This is a genomic window from Streptomyces sp. NBC_01463 (assembly GCA_036227345.1).
Classification (GTDB): domain Bacteria; phylum Actinomycetota; class Actinomycetes; order Streptomycetales; family Streptomycetaceae; genus Streptomyces.
Genome location: CP109468.1, coordinates 8,343,798 through 8,361,107, shown reverse-complemented (window position 1 = coordinate 8,361,107; position 17,310 = coordinate 8,343,798). Strand labels below are relative to the sequence as shown.

At 71.7% G+C, this 17,310-nt stretch carries 18 protein-coding genes; 4 read left to right on the top strand and 14 right to left on the bottom strand.

What is annotated here, in order from left to right; translation table 11 throughout:
- Positions 1-56 precede the first annotated feature (56 nt).
- Complete coding sequence (locus OG521_36665) at positions 57-557, bottom strand: hypothetical protein (protein ID WUW26002.1); 501 nt, start codon at positions 555-557, stop codon at positions 57-59.
- A gap of 94 nt (positions 558-651) precedes the next feature.
- Positions 652-1,062 carry an ACT domain-containing protein gene (locus tag OG521_36660; GenBank protein ID WUW26001.1) on the bottom strand — a complete coding sequence of 137 codons (411 nt, stop codon included), beginning with the start codon at positions 1,060-1,062 and terminating at the stop codon, positions 652-654.
- Positions 1,063-1,276: 214 nt separating this feature from the next.
- Between OG521_36660 and OG521_36655 the strand changes: the two genes are divergently transcribed.
- A complete protein-coding gene (locus OG521_36655; GenBank protein WUW26000.1) occupies positions 1,277-3,391 on the top strand; it encodes a pentapeptide repeat-containing protein in 2,115 nt (704 codons plus the stop codon).
- A 48-nt stretch (positions 3,392-3,439) separates the two neighbouring features.
- Here OG521_36655 and OG521_36650 read toward each other — a convergent pair whose 3' ends face one another.
- The 5 genes from OG521_36650 to OG521_36630 all read right to left on the bottom strand — a co-directional run bounded on the left by OG521_36650 (position 3,440) and on the right by OG521_36630 (position 7,790).
- Positions 3,440-3,709 carry a DUF397 domain-containing protein gene (locus OG521_36650; protein WUW25999.1) on the bottom strand — a complete coding sequence of 90 codons (270 nt, stop codon included), beginning with the start codon at positions 3,707-3,709 and terminating at the stop codon, positions 3,440-3,442.
- 111 nt (positions 3,710-3,820) lie between these two features.
- Positions 3,821-4,987, bottom strand: coding sequence for a thiolase domain-containing protein (locus OG521_36645; protein WUW25998.1), 1,167 nt, complete (start codon positions 4,985-4,987; stop codon positions 3,821-3,823).
- Positions 4,980-6,032: a thiolase domain-containing protein gene (locus tag OG521_36640; GenBank protein WUW25997.1), complete on the bottom strand. Its 1,053-nt coding sequence runs from the start codon at positions 6,030-6,032 to the stop codon at positions 4,980-4,982. Before OG521_36640 ends, OG521_36645 begins: the two co-directional genes overlap by 8 nt.
- Positions 6,033-6,974: an OB-fold domain-containing protein gene (locus OG521_36635; GenBank protein WUW25996.1), complete on the bottom strand. Its 942-nt coding sequence runs from the start codon at positions 6,972-6,974 to the stop codon at positions 6,033-6,035. It abuts the gene before it with no gap.
- A 15-nt stretch (positions 6,975-6,989) separates the two neighbouring features.
- Positions 6,990-7,790, bottom strand: coding sequence for a crotonase/enoyl-CoA hydratase family protein (locus tag OG521_36630; protein WUW25995.1), 801 nt, complete (start codon positions 7,788-7,790; stop codon positions 6,990-6,992).
- A 166-nt stretch (positions 7,791-7,956) separates the two neighbouring features.
- Here OG521_36630 and OG521_36625 point away from each other — a divergent pair, with 166 nt between their 5' ends.
- From OG521_36625 to OG521_36615, 3 genes are all read left to right on the top strand, one after another.
- Positions 7,957-9,585, top strand: a complete 1,629-nt coding sequence (locus OG521_36625; GenBank protein WUW25994.1) for an acyl-CoA synthetase — start codon at positions 7,957-7,959, stop codon at positions 9,583-9,585.
- A gap of 149 nt (positions 9,586-9,734) precedes the next feature.
- A complete protein-coding gene (locus tag OG521_36620) occupies positions 9,735-10,808 on the top strand; it encodes a right-handed parallel beta-helix repeat-containing protein (protein ID WUW25993.1) in 1,074 nt (357 codons plus the stop codon).
- 35 nt (positions 10,809-10,843) lie between these two features.
- Positions 10,844-11,905, top strand: coding sequence for a methyltransferase (locus tag OG521_36615; GenBank protein ID WUW25992.1), 1,062 nt, complete (start codon positions 10,844-10,846; stop codon positions 11,903-11,905).
- 73 nt (positions 11,906-11,978) lie between these two features.
- On the opposite strand, the gene OG521_36610 is transcribed toward OG521_36615, so the two are convergent.
- The 7 genes from OG521_36610 to OG521_36580 all read right to left on the bottom strand — a co-directional run bounded on the left by OG521_36610 (position 11,979) and on the right by OG521_36580 (position 17,304).
- The gene (locus OG521_36610) at positions 11,979-12,311 is read right to left on the bottom strand and encodes a TcmI family type II polyketide cyclase (GenBank protein ID WUW25991.1); all 333 of its coding nucleotides are present in this window, start codon (positions 12,309-12,311) and stop codon (positions 11,979-11,981) included.
- A gap of 75 nt (positions 12,312-12,386) precedes the next feature.
- Entirely contained in the window at positions 12,387-12,866 is a 480-nt protein-coding gene (locus tag OG521_36605; protein WUW25990.1) for an SRPBCC family protein, read from the bottom strand.
- A gap of 1 nt (position 12,867) precedes the next feature.
- A complete protein-coding gene (locus tag OG521_36600) occupies positions 12,868-13,125 on the bottom strand; it encodes an acyl carrier protein (protein ID WUW25989.1) in 258 nt (85 codons plus the stop codon).
- 39 nt (positions 13,126-13,164) lie between these two features.
- Positions 13,165-14,412: a ketosynthase chain-length factor gene (locus OG521_36595; GenBank protein WUW25988.1), complete on the bottom strand. Its 1,248-nt coding sequence runs from the start codon at positions 14,410-14,412 to the stop codon at positions 13,165-13,167.
- Positions 14,409-15,677, bottom strand: a complete 1,269-nt coding sequence (locus OG521_36590) for a beta-ketoacyl-[acyl-carrier-protein] synthase family protein (GenBank protein WUW25987.1) — start codon at positions 15,675-15,677, stop codon at positions 14,409-14,411. Before OG521_36590 ends, OG521_36595 begins: the two co-directional genes overlap by 4 nt.
- Positions 15,674-16,108 carry a cupin domain-containing protein gene (locus tag OG521_36585; GenBank protein ID WUW25986.1) on the bottom strand — a complete coding sequence of 145 codons (435 nt, stop codon included), beginning with the start codon at positions 16,106-16,108 and terminating at the stop codon, positions 15,674-15,676. Before OG521_36585 ends, OG521_36590 begins: the two co-directional genes overlap by 4 nt.
- A gap of 74 nt (positions 16,109-16,182) precedes the next feature.
- On the bottom strand, positions 16,183-17,304 hold the full coding sequence (locus OG521_36580) for an antibiotic biosynthesis monooxygenase (GenBank protein WUW25985.1): 1,122 nt from the start codon (positions 17,302-17,304) through the stop codon (positions 16,183-16,185).
- Between the last annotated feature and the right edge of the window lie 6 nt (positions 17,305-17,310).

The window sequence follows — 17,310 nt, the reverse complement described above, 5'->3', positions numbered from 1 at the left end:
GGAAATGGCGCCGCCGGGCCGGGCAGTGTGCGGCCGCCCGGCGTGCGCCGCCCGGCTCAGCCCTGCTGGAAGAGCTCCGCGGGCAGCGGCTTCAGAAGGGTGTACAGGTCGTCGGTGATCGGCCGGTCCCAGCTCGCGATGGTGACGAGCACGCCGTCGCTGCGGTCGAACTGCACGCAGGAGATCCGGCTCTCGGAGAGCTTCACGCGGCGGACGATCAGCAGGTTGTCGCCCTGCATGACGGGCATGTCCTCGGTGCCGGTGACCTCGACCGGCTCGTCGTTCTCCAGCGCGAGCAGCAGCTGGGCGACCTCGAAGGGGACCTGGCCCTCCTCGGTCTCGCGGGCGGGCGAGCCCTCCGGGAGGTTGCCGATGATCATCGCCGGGCCGCGGCCGCCGAACAGGTCGTAGCGCAGGAAGACGCCCTGACAGCTCCCGTCGGGAGCGGGCAGCAGACCGGCGCCGAGGTTTCCGGGCCAGTCGCCCGGGTCCATGGCCAGGACGTCGAAGTCGGGGCCCGCGGGTGTGGCGGCGCTACGGCGGCGGAGGAAGGACATGCAGACATGTTACGTGTCCGGGTCCACCTCGCCGAGCCGGGCCCGGACGGGCCGCCGCGGTCTCCGCGCTGATCCGCCGGGGCCCGCCTCCGGGTCACCCGGCGCCGGACTCGGCGGCCAGCGCCTCCAGGACGGCGACGGCCTCGTCCGCCCGGTCGTACGGGACGAAGAGGTGGTCGTGGTGGAGTCCGGCCACCACGTTGCAGCTGATGCCCGCGTCGGTCAGGGCGAGCGAGACGGCGGCGGTCAGCCCGACGGCCGCCAGCGCGGAGTGAACACGGAGAGTGATCCAGGCGGCCGGATAGTCGGCGGCGGTGAGCCCGGCCGCCGCCGCGTCCGCCTCGGGGAGCACGAGTGTGAGCCCTTCGCCCTCCAGGACCGTGACGACGGGGACGACACCGTCGGGCACGACGCCGCCGGGCGCGGCCGCGTAGACGTAGCGCCCCGGGTGCAGCTCCGGACGCAGGTTGCTCAGCAGGACCCGAAGATCTTTCTCACCTGTCACGCACACCACGCTACCCATGGTGCGCGGCGCCGCCCGCGAAGGCGGGCCGTACGGGCACGGTCACCGAAGGCCGGCGGCGGCCCGCACGGCGAACCGCGATGCCCCGGCCCCGCTCGCGAGCCGGGGCCGATTCGCTAGGCTGCGCCGCTCGGGGGCTCGACGGTCGGACGGCCCCCTGCCCGCCATCGGTCGACACGCCCCGGGAGTTGCCGCCATGAGTCCCACTCCGGCCCCCACCCCGCAGCGGGTCTGCGGTTACGGCGTCAACCTCGGTGCCGATTTCGCGGGGTGCCCCGGCACTCTCGTCCCCGGTCACACGAGGTGCCTGGCGCATGTCACCGACGCCGGGCGCGACGCGTACCTCGCGGGTCTGACTCCCGGCGCCGACATCGACCACCGGAACACCGTCTTCGCCGGGCCGCTCCTCGCCTCGCTCCTCAACGCCCTTCACGATCCCGCCGGTTCCACGAACCGCACCGGCGTCGCGGACTTCAGGGGAGCGCAGTTCACCCGTGACGCATGCTTCGACCGGACACTGTTCTCGGGCGACGCCAGGTTCGACGGCGCGGAGTTCACCGGAGAGGCGACGTTCGACACGGCGGAGTTCCTAGGCGACGCCGGATTCCGCCGGGCGAGGTTCGCCGGCCCTGCCGCATTCCTCCACGCCCGGTTCGCCGCCCAGGCAAGTTTCTCCGGGGCGGAGTTCGCCATGAGCGGCACCTTCCGTCGGACACGGTTCGGCGGCGACACCGACTTCGACGGGGCGACGTTCCTCGATCTGACCGTGTTCGACCAGGCCCAGTTCCTGGGAGACACCGCATGGTTCGATGGGGCGTCGTTCGGGGGCCTCACGAGCTTCAGTGCCATGCGGGCCTCCGGAAGGATTTCGTTCGCCGGAGCGAACTTCGCGAACTTCGCGAGTTTCGACGGAGTGGAGCTCTCGGAACACGCCGAATTCGAGGCCGCGAAGTTCTCCAGCACGGCGAATTTCCACGGAGCACGTGTGCTCGGCACAGCCGGATTCGATGAGGTGCAGTTCTCCGGACCGGCTCGGTTCAGCGACACGCGGTTCGCGGGAGTCGCCACGTTCTACAAGGCGCGGTTCGCGGAGGACGCCGAGTTCGGTGGGGCGCGTTTCTCCCGGGACGCCGAATTCAGCGAGGCGCGGTTCCCGCTGACCGCGCACTTCGGGCCGCTGACGTGTGCGGGCACGGTGGACATGTCCGGCGCGGTGTTCGACACGCCGGTGACGTGGGAGATCGCGGCGAAGGCCGTGCGCTGCGAGCGGACGCGCTGGGAGTCCACGGCGACCCTGCGCCTGCGCTTCGCGGCCGTGGATCTCAGCCACGCCGTGCTGCTGTTCCCCCTGGCGGTCACCACGCATCACACACGGTTCGTGACCGGCCCCCACTCGGCGGTGGTGGACGAGAACCTGCTGGCAGGCTCCCGGGCCGGAGTCCGGATGGCCTCGATGCGGGGAGTGGATGCCGCGCACTTGGTGCTGACGGACATCGACCTGGCCGACTGTCTGTTCACCGGGGCCTTCCACCTCGATCAGCTCCGCCTGGAAGGACGCTGCACCTTCGCCCCCACACCCACCGGCCTTCACCGCCGCCACGTCCTGTGGCCGCACCGGTGGAGCCGCCGACGCACCCTGGCCGAGGAGCACCACTGGCGCGCGCAGACCGCGGGCCAACCCGCCCCTCCGGCCGGCCGGCCGCCCTCGCCCCGGACCTGGCGCACCGGCCCCCACCACCCCGACCCGGACCTCACCCCCGACCCGGAGGACGTGGCCACGCTCTACAGGCAGTTGCGCAAGGCGTTCGAGGACGGCAAGAACGAGCCGGGCGCGGCCGACTTCTACTACGGCGAGATGGAGATGCGCCGCCACGACCGCGCCGACACCACGGCCGGTGAACGGTTCCTGCTGTGGGGGTACTGGCTGCTCTCCGGATACGGCCTGCGCGCCTCGCGGGCACTCGGCTGGCTGCTGGTGGCGGTGGCCGCCACCGTCGTGCTCATGATGGGACTCGGCCTGCCCGACTCCTCACCCGAGCAGGTGGCCACGGGGACGGTGCCCGCCGGCGGCGGGCAGGTGACGCTGACCGTGGACAAGGAAGACCCTCGGCTGACGTTGCCGGTCGGTGACCGGTTCACCGGGGAGCGCGCCGACAAGGCCGTGCAGGTGGTGCTGAACTCCGTGGTGTTCCGCGCCAGCGGCCAGGACCTGACCACCTGGGGCACGTACACGGAGATGGTCAGCCGCTTCACCGAGCCCGTCCTGCTCGCACTGGCGGTCCTCGCGCTGCGCAGCCGCATCAAGCGCTGACCACCGGGCTACCTCGGATCGTCGGTTTCCCAGGGGTGGGCGAAGCGCTCACCCCCGTGCCGCACCGCGCCCCGGCGTCCCTCCGTCGAACTCACCGTGCCTCGCGTTCACGACGAACGCGCGCCATTCCAGCGGGTTGAAGACCAGCGGGCGGCTGGCAGGCCGCCCGGCGTTACGCATCGCGATGAAGCCCTCGACGAAGGCGATCTGGACGTCTCCGATGCCCCGACTGCCGGAACGCCAACGGGCGTTGTCGAGGTCGACCTCCGCCTTGTCCCAGCCGGCGAAGGGCCGCTGGGGCGTCGTCCTGCGAGCCACGTCGGCTCCTTCCGCTCGTCCGGTGCGGCCGGGAAGAGCCTAGCCACGATGGGCGGTCCCGAACAGGCCGCGGAGCGTGGTGGGTGCGGCCTGTCCGGGAGGGTGGGCGGGTCAGCCGGTGGGGGGTTCGGCGCCGACGAGCCACATGGAGAAGAACTGGGCGCCGCCGCCGTACGCATGGCCCAGCGCCCGGCGGGCGCCCTCCACCTGGTGCTCCCCCGCCCGTCCCCGTACCTGGAGGGCGGCCTCGGCGAAGCGGATCATGCCGGAGGCGCCGATGGGGTTGGTGGAGAGCACCCCGCCCGAGGGGTTGACCGGAAGGTCGCCGTCGAGTTCGGTGACTCCGGCCTCGGTGAGTTTCCAGCCCTCGCCCTCGTCGGCGAAGCCGAGGTTCTCCAGCCACATCGGTTCGTACCAGGAGAAGGGCACGTACATCTCGACGGCGTCGATCTCCCGGCGCGGGTCGGTGATCCCGGCCTGCCGGTAGACGTCGGCCGCGCAGTCCTTCCCGGCCTGCGGCGAGACGAAGTCCTTGCCGGCGAACAGGGTCGGTTCGCTGCGCATCGCGCCGCCGTGCACCCAGGCGGGCGGGTGCGGTGACCGGTCGGCTCCCGCCCGGTCGGTGAGGATCATCGCGCAGGCCCCGTCGGAGGACGGGCAGGTCTCCGAGTAGCGGATGGGGTCCCAGAGCATGGGCGCCGCCTGGACCTTCTCCAGGGTGAGGTCCGGGTCGTGGATGTGCGCGTACGGGTTCTTGAGCGCGTTGCGCCGGTCCTTGTACGCGACGAGGGAGCCGACGGTGTCGGGCGCCCCGGTCCGCCGCATGTAGGCGCGCACGTGCGGGGCGAAGAAGCCGCCGGCGCCCGCCAGGAGCGGCTGCTGGAACGGGATGGGGAGCGAGAGGCCCCACATCGCGTTGGACTCCGACTGCTTCTCGAAGGCCAGGGTGAGGACCGTGCGGTGGACTCGGGCGGCGACGAGGTTCGCGGCGACGAGTGCGGTCGAACCGCCCACGGAACCCGCGGTGTGGACCCGGAGCATGGGTTTGCCGACCGCGCCGAGGGCGTCGGCGAGGTAGAGCTCCGGCATCATCACGCCCTCGAAGAAGTCGGGCGCCTTGCCGATGACGACGGCGTCGATGTCCGCCCAGGTCAGCCCGGCGTCCTGGAGGGCGGCCACGGCGGCTTCGCGGACGAGACCCGCGAGGGAGACGTCGTGGCGGGCGGCGACGTGTTTGGTCTGGCCGACGCCTACGACGGCCACGGGCTCCTTAGGCATGAGCACTCTCCCCTTCGAGGACGGCGACCAGGTTCTGCTGGAGGCACGGGCCGGACGTGGCGTGGGCGAGCGCCCGGTCGGACTCGCCTCGGTGGATACGGGCGGCGGCCTCGCCGAGGCGGATCAGCCCCGCGGCCATCACCGGGTTGGCGGCCAGCGCGCCGCCAGACGGGTTGACCCTGACCTCGTCGCCCAGGCCGAGCGCCTTGCGCAGCACCACTTCCTGGGAGCTGAAGGGGGCGTGCAACTCGGCTGTGTCCACCGGTCGTTCGAAGACCCCGGCGCGTTCGGCGGCGAGCCGGGTCGACGGTGACTCGGTGAGTTCGCGCACCCCGAGCCCGTGGGCCTCGATGCGGTGGTCGATGCCGCGGATCCAGGCGGGCCGGGCGCAGAGGGCCCGTGCGGTGTCCCCGGCGGCGAGAACGACGGCGGCCGCGCCGTCGCCGATGGGCGGGCAGTCGCCGGTCCGCAGGGGCTGGACGAGGTAGTCGCCGGCCGGGACGGCGCCGCTGAGCTGGGCGTGCGGGTTGTCCGACGCGTCCGTGCGGCTGCGGGTGGCGACGGCGGCGAGCGCCGCCTCGTCGGTGTCGCCCGCGTCGATCAGCGCCTGGGCCTGGAGGGCGGCGAGGGCGACGGAGTCGGGCCACAGCGGGGCGGTGTAGTACGGGTCGAGCTGCCGGGTGAGGACGTCGCGCACCTGGCCTGGCGAGGACTTCCCGTAGGCGTACACGAGGGCGGTGTCCGCCTCGCCGGTCTGGATCTTCACCCAGGCCTCGTACAGGGCCCAGGCGCCGTCCATCTCCACATGGGACTCGGAGATCGGCGGGTGTGCGCCCACGCCGTCGAGGGCCATGGTGAAGGAGAAGGCCCGGCCGGCGAGGTAGTCGCTGGAGCCCGAGCAGGTGAAGCCGATGTCGCTGGTCCTGAGGCCCGTCGCGTCGAGGACCTGGTGCAGGACGGGCATCAGCATCTCGACTTCGGAGAGTTCGTCGGTGCGCCGCAGGTGGTCGGTCTGCGCGAAGGCGACGATCGCTACGTCTCGCATCTACAGCAGCTCCTTGTACGCGTCGTAGTCGGCGTCCGGTTCGCCGGTGGGCCGGTAGTGGTCGGGGTGACGGCTGCCCTCGGTCCATACGGGCTCGACGCGCAGCCCCATCCGCACCTGGTCGTACGGGATGCCGCCGATCCGGGCGTGCAGGGCGAGGTCCGCGCCGTCGAGGGCGATGTGCGCGTAGACGTAGGGGACTTCGATGTCGAGGTTCTTCGCCTTGATGTTGACGACGCAGAAGGTGGTGACGGTGCCGCGCGGCCCGACCTCGACCCGTTCGGTGGTGGCGACGCCGCAGGTGGGGCAGGCGCCGCGGGGCGGAACGTACACCTTGCGGCAGGACGGGCAGCGTTCGCCGACGACGCGCCTGCCGGCCAGGGCCTCCAGGTAGGCGCTCTGGGCGCGGCCCGGCGAGTAGGTGTAGTCGAGGCGTGCGGGGGTGACGATGCCGGTGACGGGGTCAGCGAACTCGCCGTCGTGCGGGGCCGCTCGGCCCGGCTCGCCCTCGTACGGCTCGAAGCAGGCGATGTCCGTGATGGCGCCGGTGCGGGACTCGGCCCAGCGGACGCGGACGCGCATTCCGGTGCGGACGGCATCGGGTCCGGGTGCGTCCAGGACGTGCAGGAGTGCGGTGTCGGCGCCGTCGAGGCGGACGAGCACCCAGGCGAAGGGGGTGTCGAGCGGCTGGTCGCGGCGGGGGTGCGGGTTCCAGGCCCAGGTGGTGACCGTGCCGGTGGCCGCGACCTCGACCAGGTCCCGGATCTCCTCGGCGGTGACGGGGTCGTACTCGACGGGCGGGACCAGGATCTTGCCGTCGCAGGTCCGGACGCCGAGCACGGTGCGTTCGCGCAGCCCGGTGAGGAAGGCGCTCTGGACGGGGCCGAGGGAGCGGGTGAAGGGGAATTCGACCACCAGCGGTGCGCTGAGGACGTCGGGCACGGGTGCCTCCTTGTTTCAGGCCCGCCGGTACACGGGCGGGCGCTTCTCGGCGAAGGCGCGGGCGCCCTCCTTGGCGTCGGCGGTGGCGAAGACGGGCCAGCCGCGCTTCAGTTCGGCGGCGAGGCCTTCGGTCTCGGTCATCTCCGCGGTCTCGTAGACCGATGCCTTGACCTCCTCGACGGCGAGCGGTCCGCAGGCGTTGATCTGCTCGGCGACGGCGAGGGCCGCCTCCAGTGCGGTGCCGTCGGGCACGACCCGGCCGATCAGTCCGATGCGGGCCGCTTCGTCCGCCGTGTAGGGGCGGCCGGTGAGCAGCATCTCCAGGGCGTGGGTGCGGGCGATCTGGCGCGGCAGCCGCACGGTGGAGCCGCCGATGGGGAAGAGGCCGCGCCGGACCTCGAAGAGGCCGAAGGTGGCGCTCTCCCCGGCGATGCGGATGTCGGTGCCCTGGAGGATCTCGGTGCCGCCCGCCACGCAGTGGCCCTCGACGGCGGCGATCACGGGTTTGCGGGGGCGGTGGTGGCGCAGCATCGCCTTCCAGTGCAGATCGGGGTCGGCCGTCATCCGGTCCCGGTACTGCTCGCCCTCCATGCCGCCGCCCGCGAGGGCCTTGAGGTCCATGCCGGCGCAGAAGCAGCCGCCGGCTCCGGTGAGGACGACGGAGCGGACCTCCTCGTCCTCGTCCGCGGCGAGCCAGCCGTCGTACAGGCCGACCAGCATCGGCAGCGAGAGCGCGTTCTTGCTCTCGGGCCTGTTCAAGGTGAGCACCAGTGTGGCGCCTTCGCGCTGCACGGTGAGGTGTTCCGTACCGCCCATGGTCTGTCTCCCGTCTCAAGGCTAGAACAGGTTGCAGTAAGCGGGAGGGCAGTTCAATAGTTTTCTGACAGGGAGTCAGATTTCTTCGCCGGGCCCTCTTCCCACTTGTGGCGGTGGGCGCTCTAATGACCGCCGGGCCACTCAGCAACCGGGGTCAGGAGGAACGGTGGAGTACAACCTTGCCGACCTGTTCGAATCGGTCGTCGACGCTGTCCCGGATCGTGAGGCGCTGGTCTACCTCGACCATCCCGGGACGGGCGCCGAGCGCCGGCTCACCTACGCGGAGCTCGACGCCGCGGCCAACCGCATCGCCCACCACCTCATCGAGGCGGGCATCGCACCCGGCGAACACCTCGGCCTGCACCTGTACAACGGCATCGAGTACCTCCAGACCGTGCTGGCCTGCCTGAAGGCGCGCGTCGTGCCGGTCAACGTCAACTACCGGTACGTCGAGGAGGAGCTGGTCTACCTCTACCGCGACGCGGATCTGGCGGCGCTGGTCTTCGACGCCGAGTTCGACGAGCGGGTCGCGGCCGCCGCACCGCAGGCGCCGCTCCTGCGCCATCTGGTCCGGGTGGGCGCATCGGCGGACGGGACGACCGGGCCGGAGGCCGTCGCCTACGCCGAGGCGGAGGCGGCCGGGGACCCCGGGCGCGGCTTCCCGCCGCGCTCCGCCGACGACCAGTTCATCATCTACACGGGCGGCACCACGGGCATGCCCAAGGGGGTGATGTGGCGCCAGGAGGACCTGTTCTTCTCCGGGCTCGGCGGTGGCGCGCCGACCGGTGATGCGGTCAAGACCCCGCAGGAGCTGGCCGAGCGGGTGGCCGCGGGCGGCGAGGGCATCACCTTCTTCCCCACTCCCCCGCTGATGCACGGCACCTCGACGCTCACGGCGTTCATCGGCTTCAACTTCGGACAGCGGGTCGTCGTCCACCGCAAGTTCGTGCCGCACGAGGTCCTCCGTACGATCGAGAAGGAGAAGGTCACCAGCGTGTCGCTGGTGGGCGACGCGATGCTGCGGCCACTGATCGACGCGCTGAAGGGACCGCTGAAGGGCACCGACTGCTCGTCGATGTTCTCCGTCTCCAGCTCGGGCGCGATCATGTCCGACTCGGTGCGGGCGGAGTTCCAGGCGCTGGTGCCCCATGTGATGCTGCTGAACAACTTCGGCTCGTCCGAGTCCGGCTTCAACGGCACCGCGACCGACGACTCCGGACCGAAGAACGGATTCCGGATCCGGATGAACGCCCGTACGGCGGTGGTGGACCCGTCGACGTACGAGCTGGTGACTCCGGGGCAGCCGGGCCGCATCGCCCAGCGCGGCCACGTACCGCTCGGCTACTACAACGACCCGGACAAGACCGCCGAGACGTTCTTCCAGCGGGGCGACGAGCGGTGGGTGCTGCTCGGCGACATGGCGACCGTCGACGCGGAGGGCGTCGTCACGGTGCTCGGCCGGGGTTCGCAGTGCATCAACACCGGGGGCGAGAAGGTGTATCCGGAGGAGGTCGAGCAGGCGCTGAAGTCCCACCCGGATGTGTACGACGCACTGGTGGCGGGCGCCCCCGACGAGCGCTGGGGCAATCAGGTCGCCGCCGTGGTGCAGCTGCGGGACGGCGCCGACGCGCCCTCGCTCGACGATGTCCAGGCGCACTGCCGGACCCGGCTCGCCGGCTACAAGATCCCGCGCCGTCTGGTGATCGCCCCGCAGATCCAGCGGTCCCCCAGCGGCAAGGCGGACTACCGGTGGGCCCGATCCGTCGTCGCACCCGCCGGCCCGGCCGCCGGCTGAGGCGGCCCGGCCCGAATCACCCGAGTGCACGGCCCCGCGTCCATGACGGGCGCGGGGCCGTGGCATGCCCGTAAGCCATTCGGGCACGCCCCGTGTCCAACCGGACACCCTGCGTGGCATCGGGGGGTGATCGCCCATAGCTTCGGCTCATGAGGAAACGACACATCACCAGCCTCGTGAGCATCGCAGCCGCCTCGGCCGCCGGACTCGGCGCGCTCGCGCCTGTCGTCCCGGCCGCCGCCGCGAGCGGCCACGTGGTACGCCCGGGCCAGTCGATCCAGGCAGCGGTGGATGCCGCGCGGCCCGGCGACACCATCGTCGTCCGTCCCGGCACCTACCGGGAGAGCGTGCTGATCACCACGCCCGGACTGACCCTGCGCGGCTCCGGCAGCCGTACGGTCATCGAGCCGGGCGCGAGCGGGTCGCAGCCGGACAACGCCTGCGCGAAGGCCGGCAACGGCATCTGCGTCCTGGGCACCGCACGCAACACCGTGGACGGCGTGTCCCTGCGGTCCCTGACCGTTTCGGGCTTCACCCGGAGCGGCGTCTGGGCGTCCTGGACGGACCGGCTCGAGGTCCGCTCGGTGACGTCCAGGTCCAACGGCATCTGGGGCATCGCCCAGCAGCGCTCCACCCGCTCCGACATCCGTGACAGCACGGTCCGCGCCAACGGCGACGCGGGCGTCTTCATCGCCAACAGCGTCGACGAGGAGGGCGGCGCCTCAGACACCCTCGGCACCCGGGTCCGTGGCAACACGCTCACCGACAACCGGATCGGGCTCACCGCCCGCCGCGTGCGCAACATGACGGTCAGCGACAACACGTTCACGGCCAACTGCAGCGGCGTGAACGTCGTGGGCGACGAGGGCACGCCGAAGGCCGGCGCCATGACCATCCGGTCCAACCGGATCACCGGGAACAACAAGTTCTGCGCCGCCACCGAGCGGCTGCCCGCGATGCAGGGCTCCGGAATCGTGCTCACCGGCGCCGAGACCACCCAGGTGCGCTCCAACGTGATCCGCGACAACGTGGGTGCCACGCCGTTCTCGGGCGGCGTCGTGCTGTTCAAGAGCTTCGTCGGAGCGAAGAACACGGACAACACCATCAGCGGCAACGTGGTGACGGGCAACCAGCCGGCGGACCTGGCCAACAAGGACACCGGCACGGGCAACCGCTTCACCGGCAATGTCTGCACCACCTCCGCACCGGCCGGGATGTGCTGACCGGTGTCCCCCCGCACAAGGAGAAGCGAGACGGTATGACCACCGTGAGCACCACCCCCACCACCACACCCGTCCAGCCCGTTCCCACCCCGCAGCCCGCGATGCGGCTGCGCGAGATCGTGTTCGGCGCCGCCCGCTCCGCCGCCGTGCGCGCCGCGGCCCGCCTAGGCGTCGCCGACGCGCTGGGCGACCAGCCGGCCACCGCGGCCGAACTGGCCGCCGTGGTGAAGACCGAGCCCGTGCCGCTTCAGCGGCTGCTGCGCGCCCTGTCCTGCTACGGCATCTTCACCGAGCACGCGGACGGCACCTTCGCCCACACCGACATGTCCCGGCTGCTGCGCGAGGACGACCCGAACAGCCTGCGGGCCATCTCCCTGTGGTGCACCGAGCCCTGGACGTGGGAGGTCTGGCCCCGGCTGGACGACGCGGTGCGCACCGGTGGCAACGTCTTCGAGGACGTGTTCGGCAAGGAGTTCTTCGACTACCTCCACCAGGACGCCCACGAGTCGGCCCAGGTGTTCAACCAGGCCATGACGACCTCCAGCGTGCAGTCCGCGCTGGACGTCGCCGCTCTGCTCGACCTCACCGGGGTGTCCGCCGTCGCGGACATCGGCGGCGGCCAGGGGCACGTGCTGGCGAGCCTGCTGGAGAAGCACCCGTCGGTCAGCGGCACCCTGATGGACCTGCCGGGTGTGGTGGCCCGGGCCGACGAGCGGCTGCGCGACGGCGGTTCGCTGGCAGGCCGGGCGAGCATCGTGGCCGGTGACTGCCGTGAGGGCATCCCCGTCGCCGCCGATCTCTACATCATCAAGAACATCCTGGAGTGGGACGACGACAGCACCCGCCGGGCGCTGCGCAGCGTCGTCGCCGCGGCGCGTCCCGGGGCCCGGGTCGTCGTCATCGAGAACCTCGTCGACGACACGCCCTCGATGCGGTTCACCACCGCCATGGACCTGCTGCTGCTCCTGAACGTCGGCGGTGCCAAGCACACCCGGCAGAGCCTGGTCGAGCGGCTGTCCGACGCCGGGCTGCTGATCGGCGAGATCCGGCCGGTCAACCCGTATCTGCACGCCTTCGAGTGCGTGGTGCCGGACTGACCCGTCCGCTGCGGGCAGTACGGAAACCGCCCCGGGTCCGGCCTTGTGGCCGGACCCGGGGCGGTCTTCCTCGTCACGCGGTGGTGTCGCTCTCCCACCGGTAGAACTCCTGCGCCATCGCGTCCTTGGGTCCCCGCCACGTCTGCGGGTCGTAGGGGCTGACGAACGCGGTGAGCCGGTCGCTGATGTCCTTGAACGCCGGGTGCTCGGTCACCTTGGCGATCTCCGGGCCCGGCGGGCGCTCGGACTCGATCAGATGCAGATAGACGTCGCCGAACTGGAAGAGCTTGCGCCGGGTGACGCCGACCAGGTGCGGCAGCTCGCTGCTGTCGGAGGCGGCGAACAGTTCGGCGATGTCCGGCGCCGACTCCGGCGCCATCCGGGCGACGATCAGAGCGTGGTGCATCGGGTGATGCCTTTCTGGGACCCGGTCCGGTACCCGGCCGGGGGCCGGGCGGCCGGACCGTCGGCGGACGGTACGTCAGTTGGCCGGGACGGAGGCCGTCCGGCGCTCGCGGTCACGCTGCTCGATCTTGTCCCGGATGAGCTCCATCTGGACGCGGGAGTTGCGGTTGATGTTGTCGGTCATCCACGCGTCGTCGACCGGGGCGTCGGGGCGCATCGCGAAGTCCTGCGCCCAGTGCATGCGGGTGCCGCCGGGGACCTCGGAGTACTCCCAGTGGATGTCCATGTGCTGGAACGGGCCGGGCTCGACACGACGGGCCCTGACCTGGCGCCCGCGCCGGTCGGTGGTGCGCTCGGAGACCCAGCTCCACACCTTGTCGTTCTCGTCGGGGTGCATCGTCAGGCGGAAGGTGGTCCGCTCGCCGTCCCGCTCGATGACCTCGACCGCGGCGTACTCGCTGAACAGCGCGGGCCAGTTCTCCAGGTCGTTCGTCATGTCCCAGACCAGGTCCAGGGGGGCGGCGATGACGATCTCGTTCTCGGTGTGTCCGGACACTTCAGGCTCCTGTCATCAGGCTGTTGTTCACGAGGTCGAGGAACTCGCGCGGGGTCTTGCAGCGGTCGGCGTCGGCCGGCAGCGGCTGCCCGTGCCGGTTCTCCAGTACGCCGACGATGCCGAGGAGCCCCAGCGAGTCGAGGCCGAACTCGTCGAAGGCGGCCGCGGACCGGTTCTCCATCTCCTTGGGGTCGACGGTCAGTCCGGCGCCCTTCTTCATCAGGACGGCCAGCTCTTCGTAGGTCAGTCGGTCGGTCATGAGGCACTTCTCCTTCTCACGAGGGGTGTCGGTGGGGGCTCACGCGGGGCGCCGCAGCACCATCGCCGCGTTCGAGCCCATGAGGCCGCGGCTGAGCACGAGGGCCGTGCGCAGTTCGGCGGGGCGGGCCCGGCCCATGACCACGTCGAGGTCGTGGCACACCTCGAAGACGTTGGGCGTGGGCGGGATCAGGCCGTGCTCCATGGCGAGGACGGCGGCGGCGGCGTCCAGGACGGGGGCGCCGCAGTAGGCCCGCCCGATCCCGGTCTTGGGCGCGGTGACCGGGACCCGCCGGCCGTGCGCGCCGAGGGCGTCGGCCAGTGCCAGCGCCTCGGCCCGGTCGGCCTCGGGGACACCGAGCGCGTCCGCGAAGACCACGTCGATCTCCTCGGGTGCGCAGCCGGCCTCGCGCAGCGCGCCCGTGATGGCGTGGGCGAGTCCCTCGCGGGACTCCTCCCAGCGCATCGCGGTGGTGAACGTGGCGGCGTGACCGGCCAGTTCGGCCCGGATCCGGGCGCCGCGCTCCCGGGCCGACTCCGCCTCCTCGACGACGAACATCGCGCCGCCCTCGGCGGGCACGAATCCGCAGGCGTCCGCGGTGAACGGGCGGTAGGCCCGCGTCGGGTCCTCGGCGGGGCTCAGGTCGCGGTAGCCGAGCTGGCAGACGACGGAGTAGGGCGCGAGCGGGGCCTCGGCCGCGCCGACCACCACGGCGTCGGTGCCGCGCCGGACGGACCGGTCGGCGTGCGCCAGGGCGTCGAGGCCGCCGGCCTCGTCGCTGGCCACCACCGCGCACGGCCCCTTGAAGCCGCCGCGGATGGAGATCTGGCCGGTGCTGGCCGCGTAGAACCAGGCGATCGACTGGTAGGGGCCGACGTACTTGGAACCCTGGCCCCACAGCCGTTGCAGTTCGCGCTGGCCGAACTCGCCGCCGCCGGAACCGGCCGCGGTGACCACGCCCACGCCGAACGGCTTGTCCTCGTAGTCGGCGCGGCCCAGCCGGGCGTCGTCCAGGGCCATGTCGGCCGCGGCCATCGCGAAGTGCGTGAACCGGTCGGTCTGGACGAGGTAGCGCTCCTCGATCAGCGAGACGGGGTCGAAGCCCCGCACCTCGCCGGCCACGTGCAGCGGCAGGTCCTCGCAGCCTTCGCGGCTGACCCGGTCCAGGACGCTCAGGCCCTCCTGCGTCCGCTTCCAGAAGGCCTCGGTGTTCGTGCCGTTGGGGGCGACGACGCCGATGCCGGTGACTACCGTCTGCCGGGGCTGCCGGCCCTTTCGGGTGCTCATGGGGTCCTCCCACCGCTTCGGGTCAGGGCCACCGCGGACTGGAATCCACCGAATCCGCTGCCGACCGACAGGACGCTGCGCAGTTTCAGCGGACGTGCGGTGCGCGGCACGTAGTCGAGGTCGCACTCGGGGTCCGGCGACTCGTAGTTGGCCGTCGGCGGAACCGTCTGGTGGACCAGGGCGAGCACGCAGGCGGCGATCTCTATCGCGCCGATCGCCCCGAGCGAGTGGCCCACCATCGACTTGATGGAGCTCATCGGTACGTCGTGGGCGTGCGCGCCGAGCGCCCGCTTCACCGCGGCGGTCTCGTGCCGGTCGTTCTGCTTGGTGCCCGAGCCGTGCGCGTTGACGTAGTCGATCTCCGAGGGGGCGATCCCGGCGTGCCCGAGCGCGCTGTTGATGGCCTCGGCCATCTCCAGGCCCTCCGGGGTCAGCCCGGTCATGTGGTAGGCGTTGCCGAAGGTCGCGTAGCCGGCGATCTCGCAGTACACCGTCGCACCGCGGGCCCGGGCGTGCTCCAGCTCCTCCAGGACGAGTACGGCGCCGCCCTCTCCCATCACGAAGCCGTCGCGGCGGGAGTCGAAGGGCCGGGAGGCGTGCTCCGGGTCCTCGTTGTTGGCCGACGTCGCCTTGATCGCGTCGAAGCACGCCACGGTGATCGGGGTGATCGGCGAGTCGGACGCGCCGGCGATGCACACGTCGACACGGCCGTCCTCGATGGAGTGGAAGGCGTAGCCGATCGCGTCGAGGCCGGAGGTGCAGCCGGTCGAGACGGTCTGCACGGGCCCGTGCGCGCCGACCTGTTCGGCGACGGCCGAGGCCAGCGAGCTGGGTGAGAAGGCCCGCTCCAGATGGGGTCCGGCCGGACGGTGGTCGACGTCCCAGCGCGCTCCGCTGCCGCTGACGGCGACGTAGTCGTGCTCCAGCCGGGTGGTTCCGCCGACCGCCGTGCCGAGCGAGACGCCCATGCGCCACGGGTCGGTGCGCTCCGGGTCGAGGCCCGCGTCGGCGAGCGCCTCACGGGCGGCCACCATCGCGAACTGCACATAGCGGTCCGAGCGGGCGATCTCCTCCTCGTCCAGCCCGTACGCCACCGGGTCGAAGTCGCACTCGGCGGCGATCCGGGACCGGAAGCCGGCCGGGTCGAAGAGGGTGATGCCCCGGGTCGCGGTGCGGCCGTTGGAGAGGAGGTCCCAGAAGGCCGGGGTGCCGATGCCGCCCGGGGCGACGACGCCGACGCCGGTGACGGCCACCCGCCGGGTCATGAAGCGGCCTCGGTTCGTTCTGGCGGCGCGCCCCGCTCGGCGGCTTCGGTGGCCTCGGTGTCGACGTGGCCGAGCTCCGGGCGGGGGGCCAGCGGACCGAGGTGGAAGACCATGCGGGCCTCTACGTCACCGACGTTGCGGAAGCGGTGGCGTACGTTCAGGGGAATCAGCAGCCCCTGGTCGCGTCGCATCGCGTACGGCTCGCCGTCCAGGTCCACTTCGAGCAGCCCGTCCACGACGTAGACGAACTCCTCCGAGTACGGGTGGTAGTGCTCCGCGATGCGGTCGCCGGGCTGAATGATGGCCAGCCCCATGAAGCCGCTGGTGGCGCCCACGGCCGTCGGGGTGAGAAGGGCTCGCAGGTCACCCCCGCGCCTGGTGTTGGGCTGGGTCTCACTGAGGTCCACGATGCGTGGCCGGTGCATGGTCATGAGTGCTTTCCTCCTGGCGCTTGGCGCGTTGTGTCGACGGGTTGAGCGAGAACCCCCGGAGTGCCGAGCGTGGCTCAGGACTCCGCGGCGCGGCGGTCGGTGATCAGCTTCATCTCGGACCGGGCGAGGAAGCGTGCGGCGTCGTCGTCGCTCGTCGGCACGGCGTTCGCCTCGCCGTCGAGGAGGCGGGCGAGCCGGGCGGCCTTGCCGGGGCCGTGGATGCCGAGGGCCTTGGCGGGCTGTGCGTCGAGCGGGCCGCCCACCTCCAGCAGACGGACCACGATGTCGTCGCGCTGGAAGATCGTGCTGCTCTCGATGGGGCTGCCGGCGTTGTCGGCCTCCTCCTCGTCGTGCTCCGCGAGGAGGCGGGCGAGCGCCATTCCGCAGCCCTCCTTGGCCTGGTAGAAGAGCGCGTGGCGCTTGCGCTCCCCGGCTGCGTGGCGGCCCGTCGTCACGTGGTGGACGGTGGGCAGGGCCGCTCGGGTGAAGAACATCCGGGCGGAGTCGGGGTCGGCCAGGTCGCGGTCCTGCTCCAGGTACGGGTTGATCGCCTCCTCGACGGCCCGGACCTCGGGCTGCCGGGAGACGTGGCGCAGGGCCGCGAGGAGGTCGCCCTCGACCTCGACCGCGCGCACCACCCGGTTGCCGTGCATGAAGAGCGAGGTGCGGCGCAGCCGGGTGTGCTCGTCGACCCGGGCCTGCGGGGAGTCGTAGTCGGCGAGGATCTTCGCGACGATCTCCTCGGTGCCCGGCTTGACGGTGAAGGTCAGCGCGTGGCGCACCACCCCGTCCCCGAGGCGGGGCGCGGCCTGGAGACCGCCCTTGAGGGGCTCGAAGCTCTCCTCGAAGGCCGCTCCGGTCTCGCGCAGGACGCTGAAGCGCAGCGAACGGGTGTCGCGCACGCAGCTGTGCAGGGGCTGGACCGTGGCGACGTGGTCCTCGCTGTTGACCCAGGCGAGGAAGGGCGGTGCGCTCTCCCACTCGCTGGTGATGAGCCATTGGGACGGGTTCTCGATGGACTGGCACAGCTGGTCGCTGATGTGTCCCGGGATCGAGGCGACCTGGTTGCGCATGTGCTCGTACGCCTCCAGGAACTGCTTCTGGGCGCCGTCGTGCAGGTCAAGCAGCAGGATGACCCGCAGCCTTGATCCGTCGAAGGCGGACTGGGAGGTCCGTTCCGAGAGGGTGGTGGTCATCTTGCG

Coding starts and splice junctions, on each gene's coding strand:
- OG521_36610 (WUW25991.1), bottom strand. CDS start 12,311: ATGCACCACGCTCTGATCGTCGCCCGGATGGCGCCGGAGTCGGCGCCG.
- OG521_36600 (WUW25989.1), bottom strand. CDS start 13,125: ATGACCGACCGACTGACCTACGAAGAGCTGGCCGTCCTGATGAAGAAG.
- OG521_36590 (WUW25987.1), bottom strand. CDS start 15,677: ATGACCCGGCGGGTGGCCGTCACCGGCGTCGGCGTCGTCGCCCCGGGC.
- OG521_36640 (WUW25997.1), bottom strand. CDS start 6,032: ATGCGAGACGTAGCGATCGTCGCCTTCGCGCAGACCGACCACCTGCGG.
- OG521_36630 (WUW25995.1), bottom strand. CDS start 7,790: ATGGGCGGTACGGAACACCTCACCGTGCAGCGCGAAGGCGCCACACTG.
- OG521_36655 (WUW26000.1), top strand. CDS start 1,277: ATGAGTCCCACTCCGGCCCCCACCCCGCAGCGGGTCTGCGGTTACGGC.
- OG521_36615 (WUW25992.1), top strand. CDS start 10,844: ATGACCACCGTGAGCACCACCCCCACCACCACACCCGTCCAGCCCGTT.
- OG521_36580 (WUW25985.1), bottom strand. CDS start 17,304: ATGACCACCACCCTCTCGGAACGGACCTCCCAGTCCGCCTTCGACGGA.
- OG521_36595 (WUW25988.1), bottom strand. CDS start 14,412: ATGAGCACCCGAAAGGGCCGGCAGCCCCGGCAGACGGTAGTCACCGGC.
- OG521_36645 (WUW25998.1), bottom strand. CDS start 4,987: ATGCCTAAGGAGCCCGTGGCCGTCGTAGGCGTCGGCCAGACCAAACAC.
- OG521_36585 (WUW25986.1), bottom strand. CDS start 16,108: ATGACCATGCACCGGCCACGCATCGTGGACCTCAGTGAGACCCAGCCC.
- OG521_36620 (WUW25993.1), top strand. CDS start 9,735: ATGAGGAAACGACACATCACCAGCCTCGTGAGCATCGCAGCCGCCTCG.
- OG521_36665 (WUW26002.1), bottom strand. CDS start 557: ATGTCCTTCCTCCGCCGCCGTAGCGCCGCCACACCCGCGGGCCCCGAC.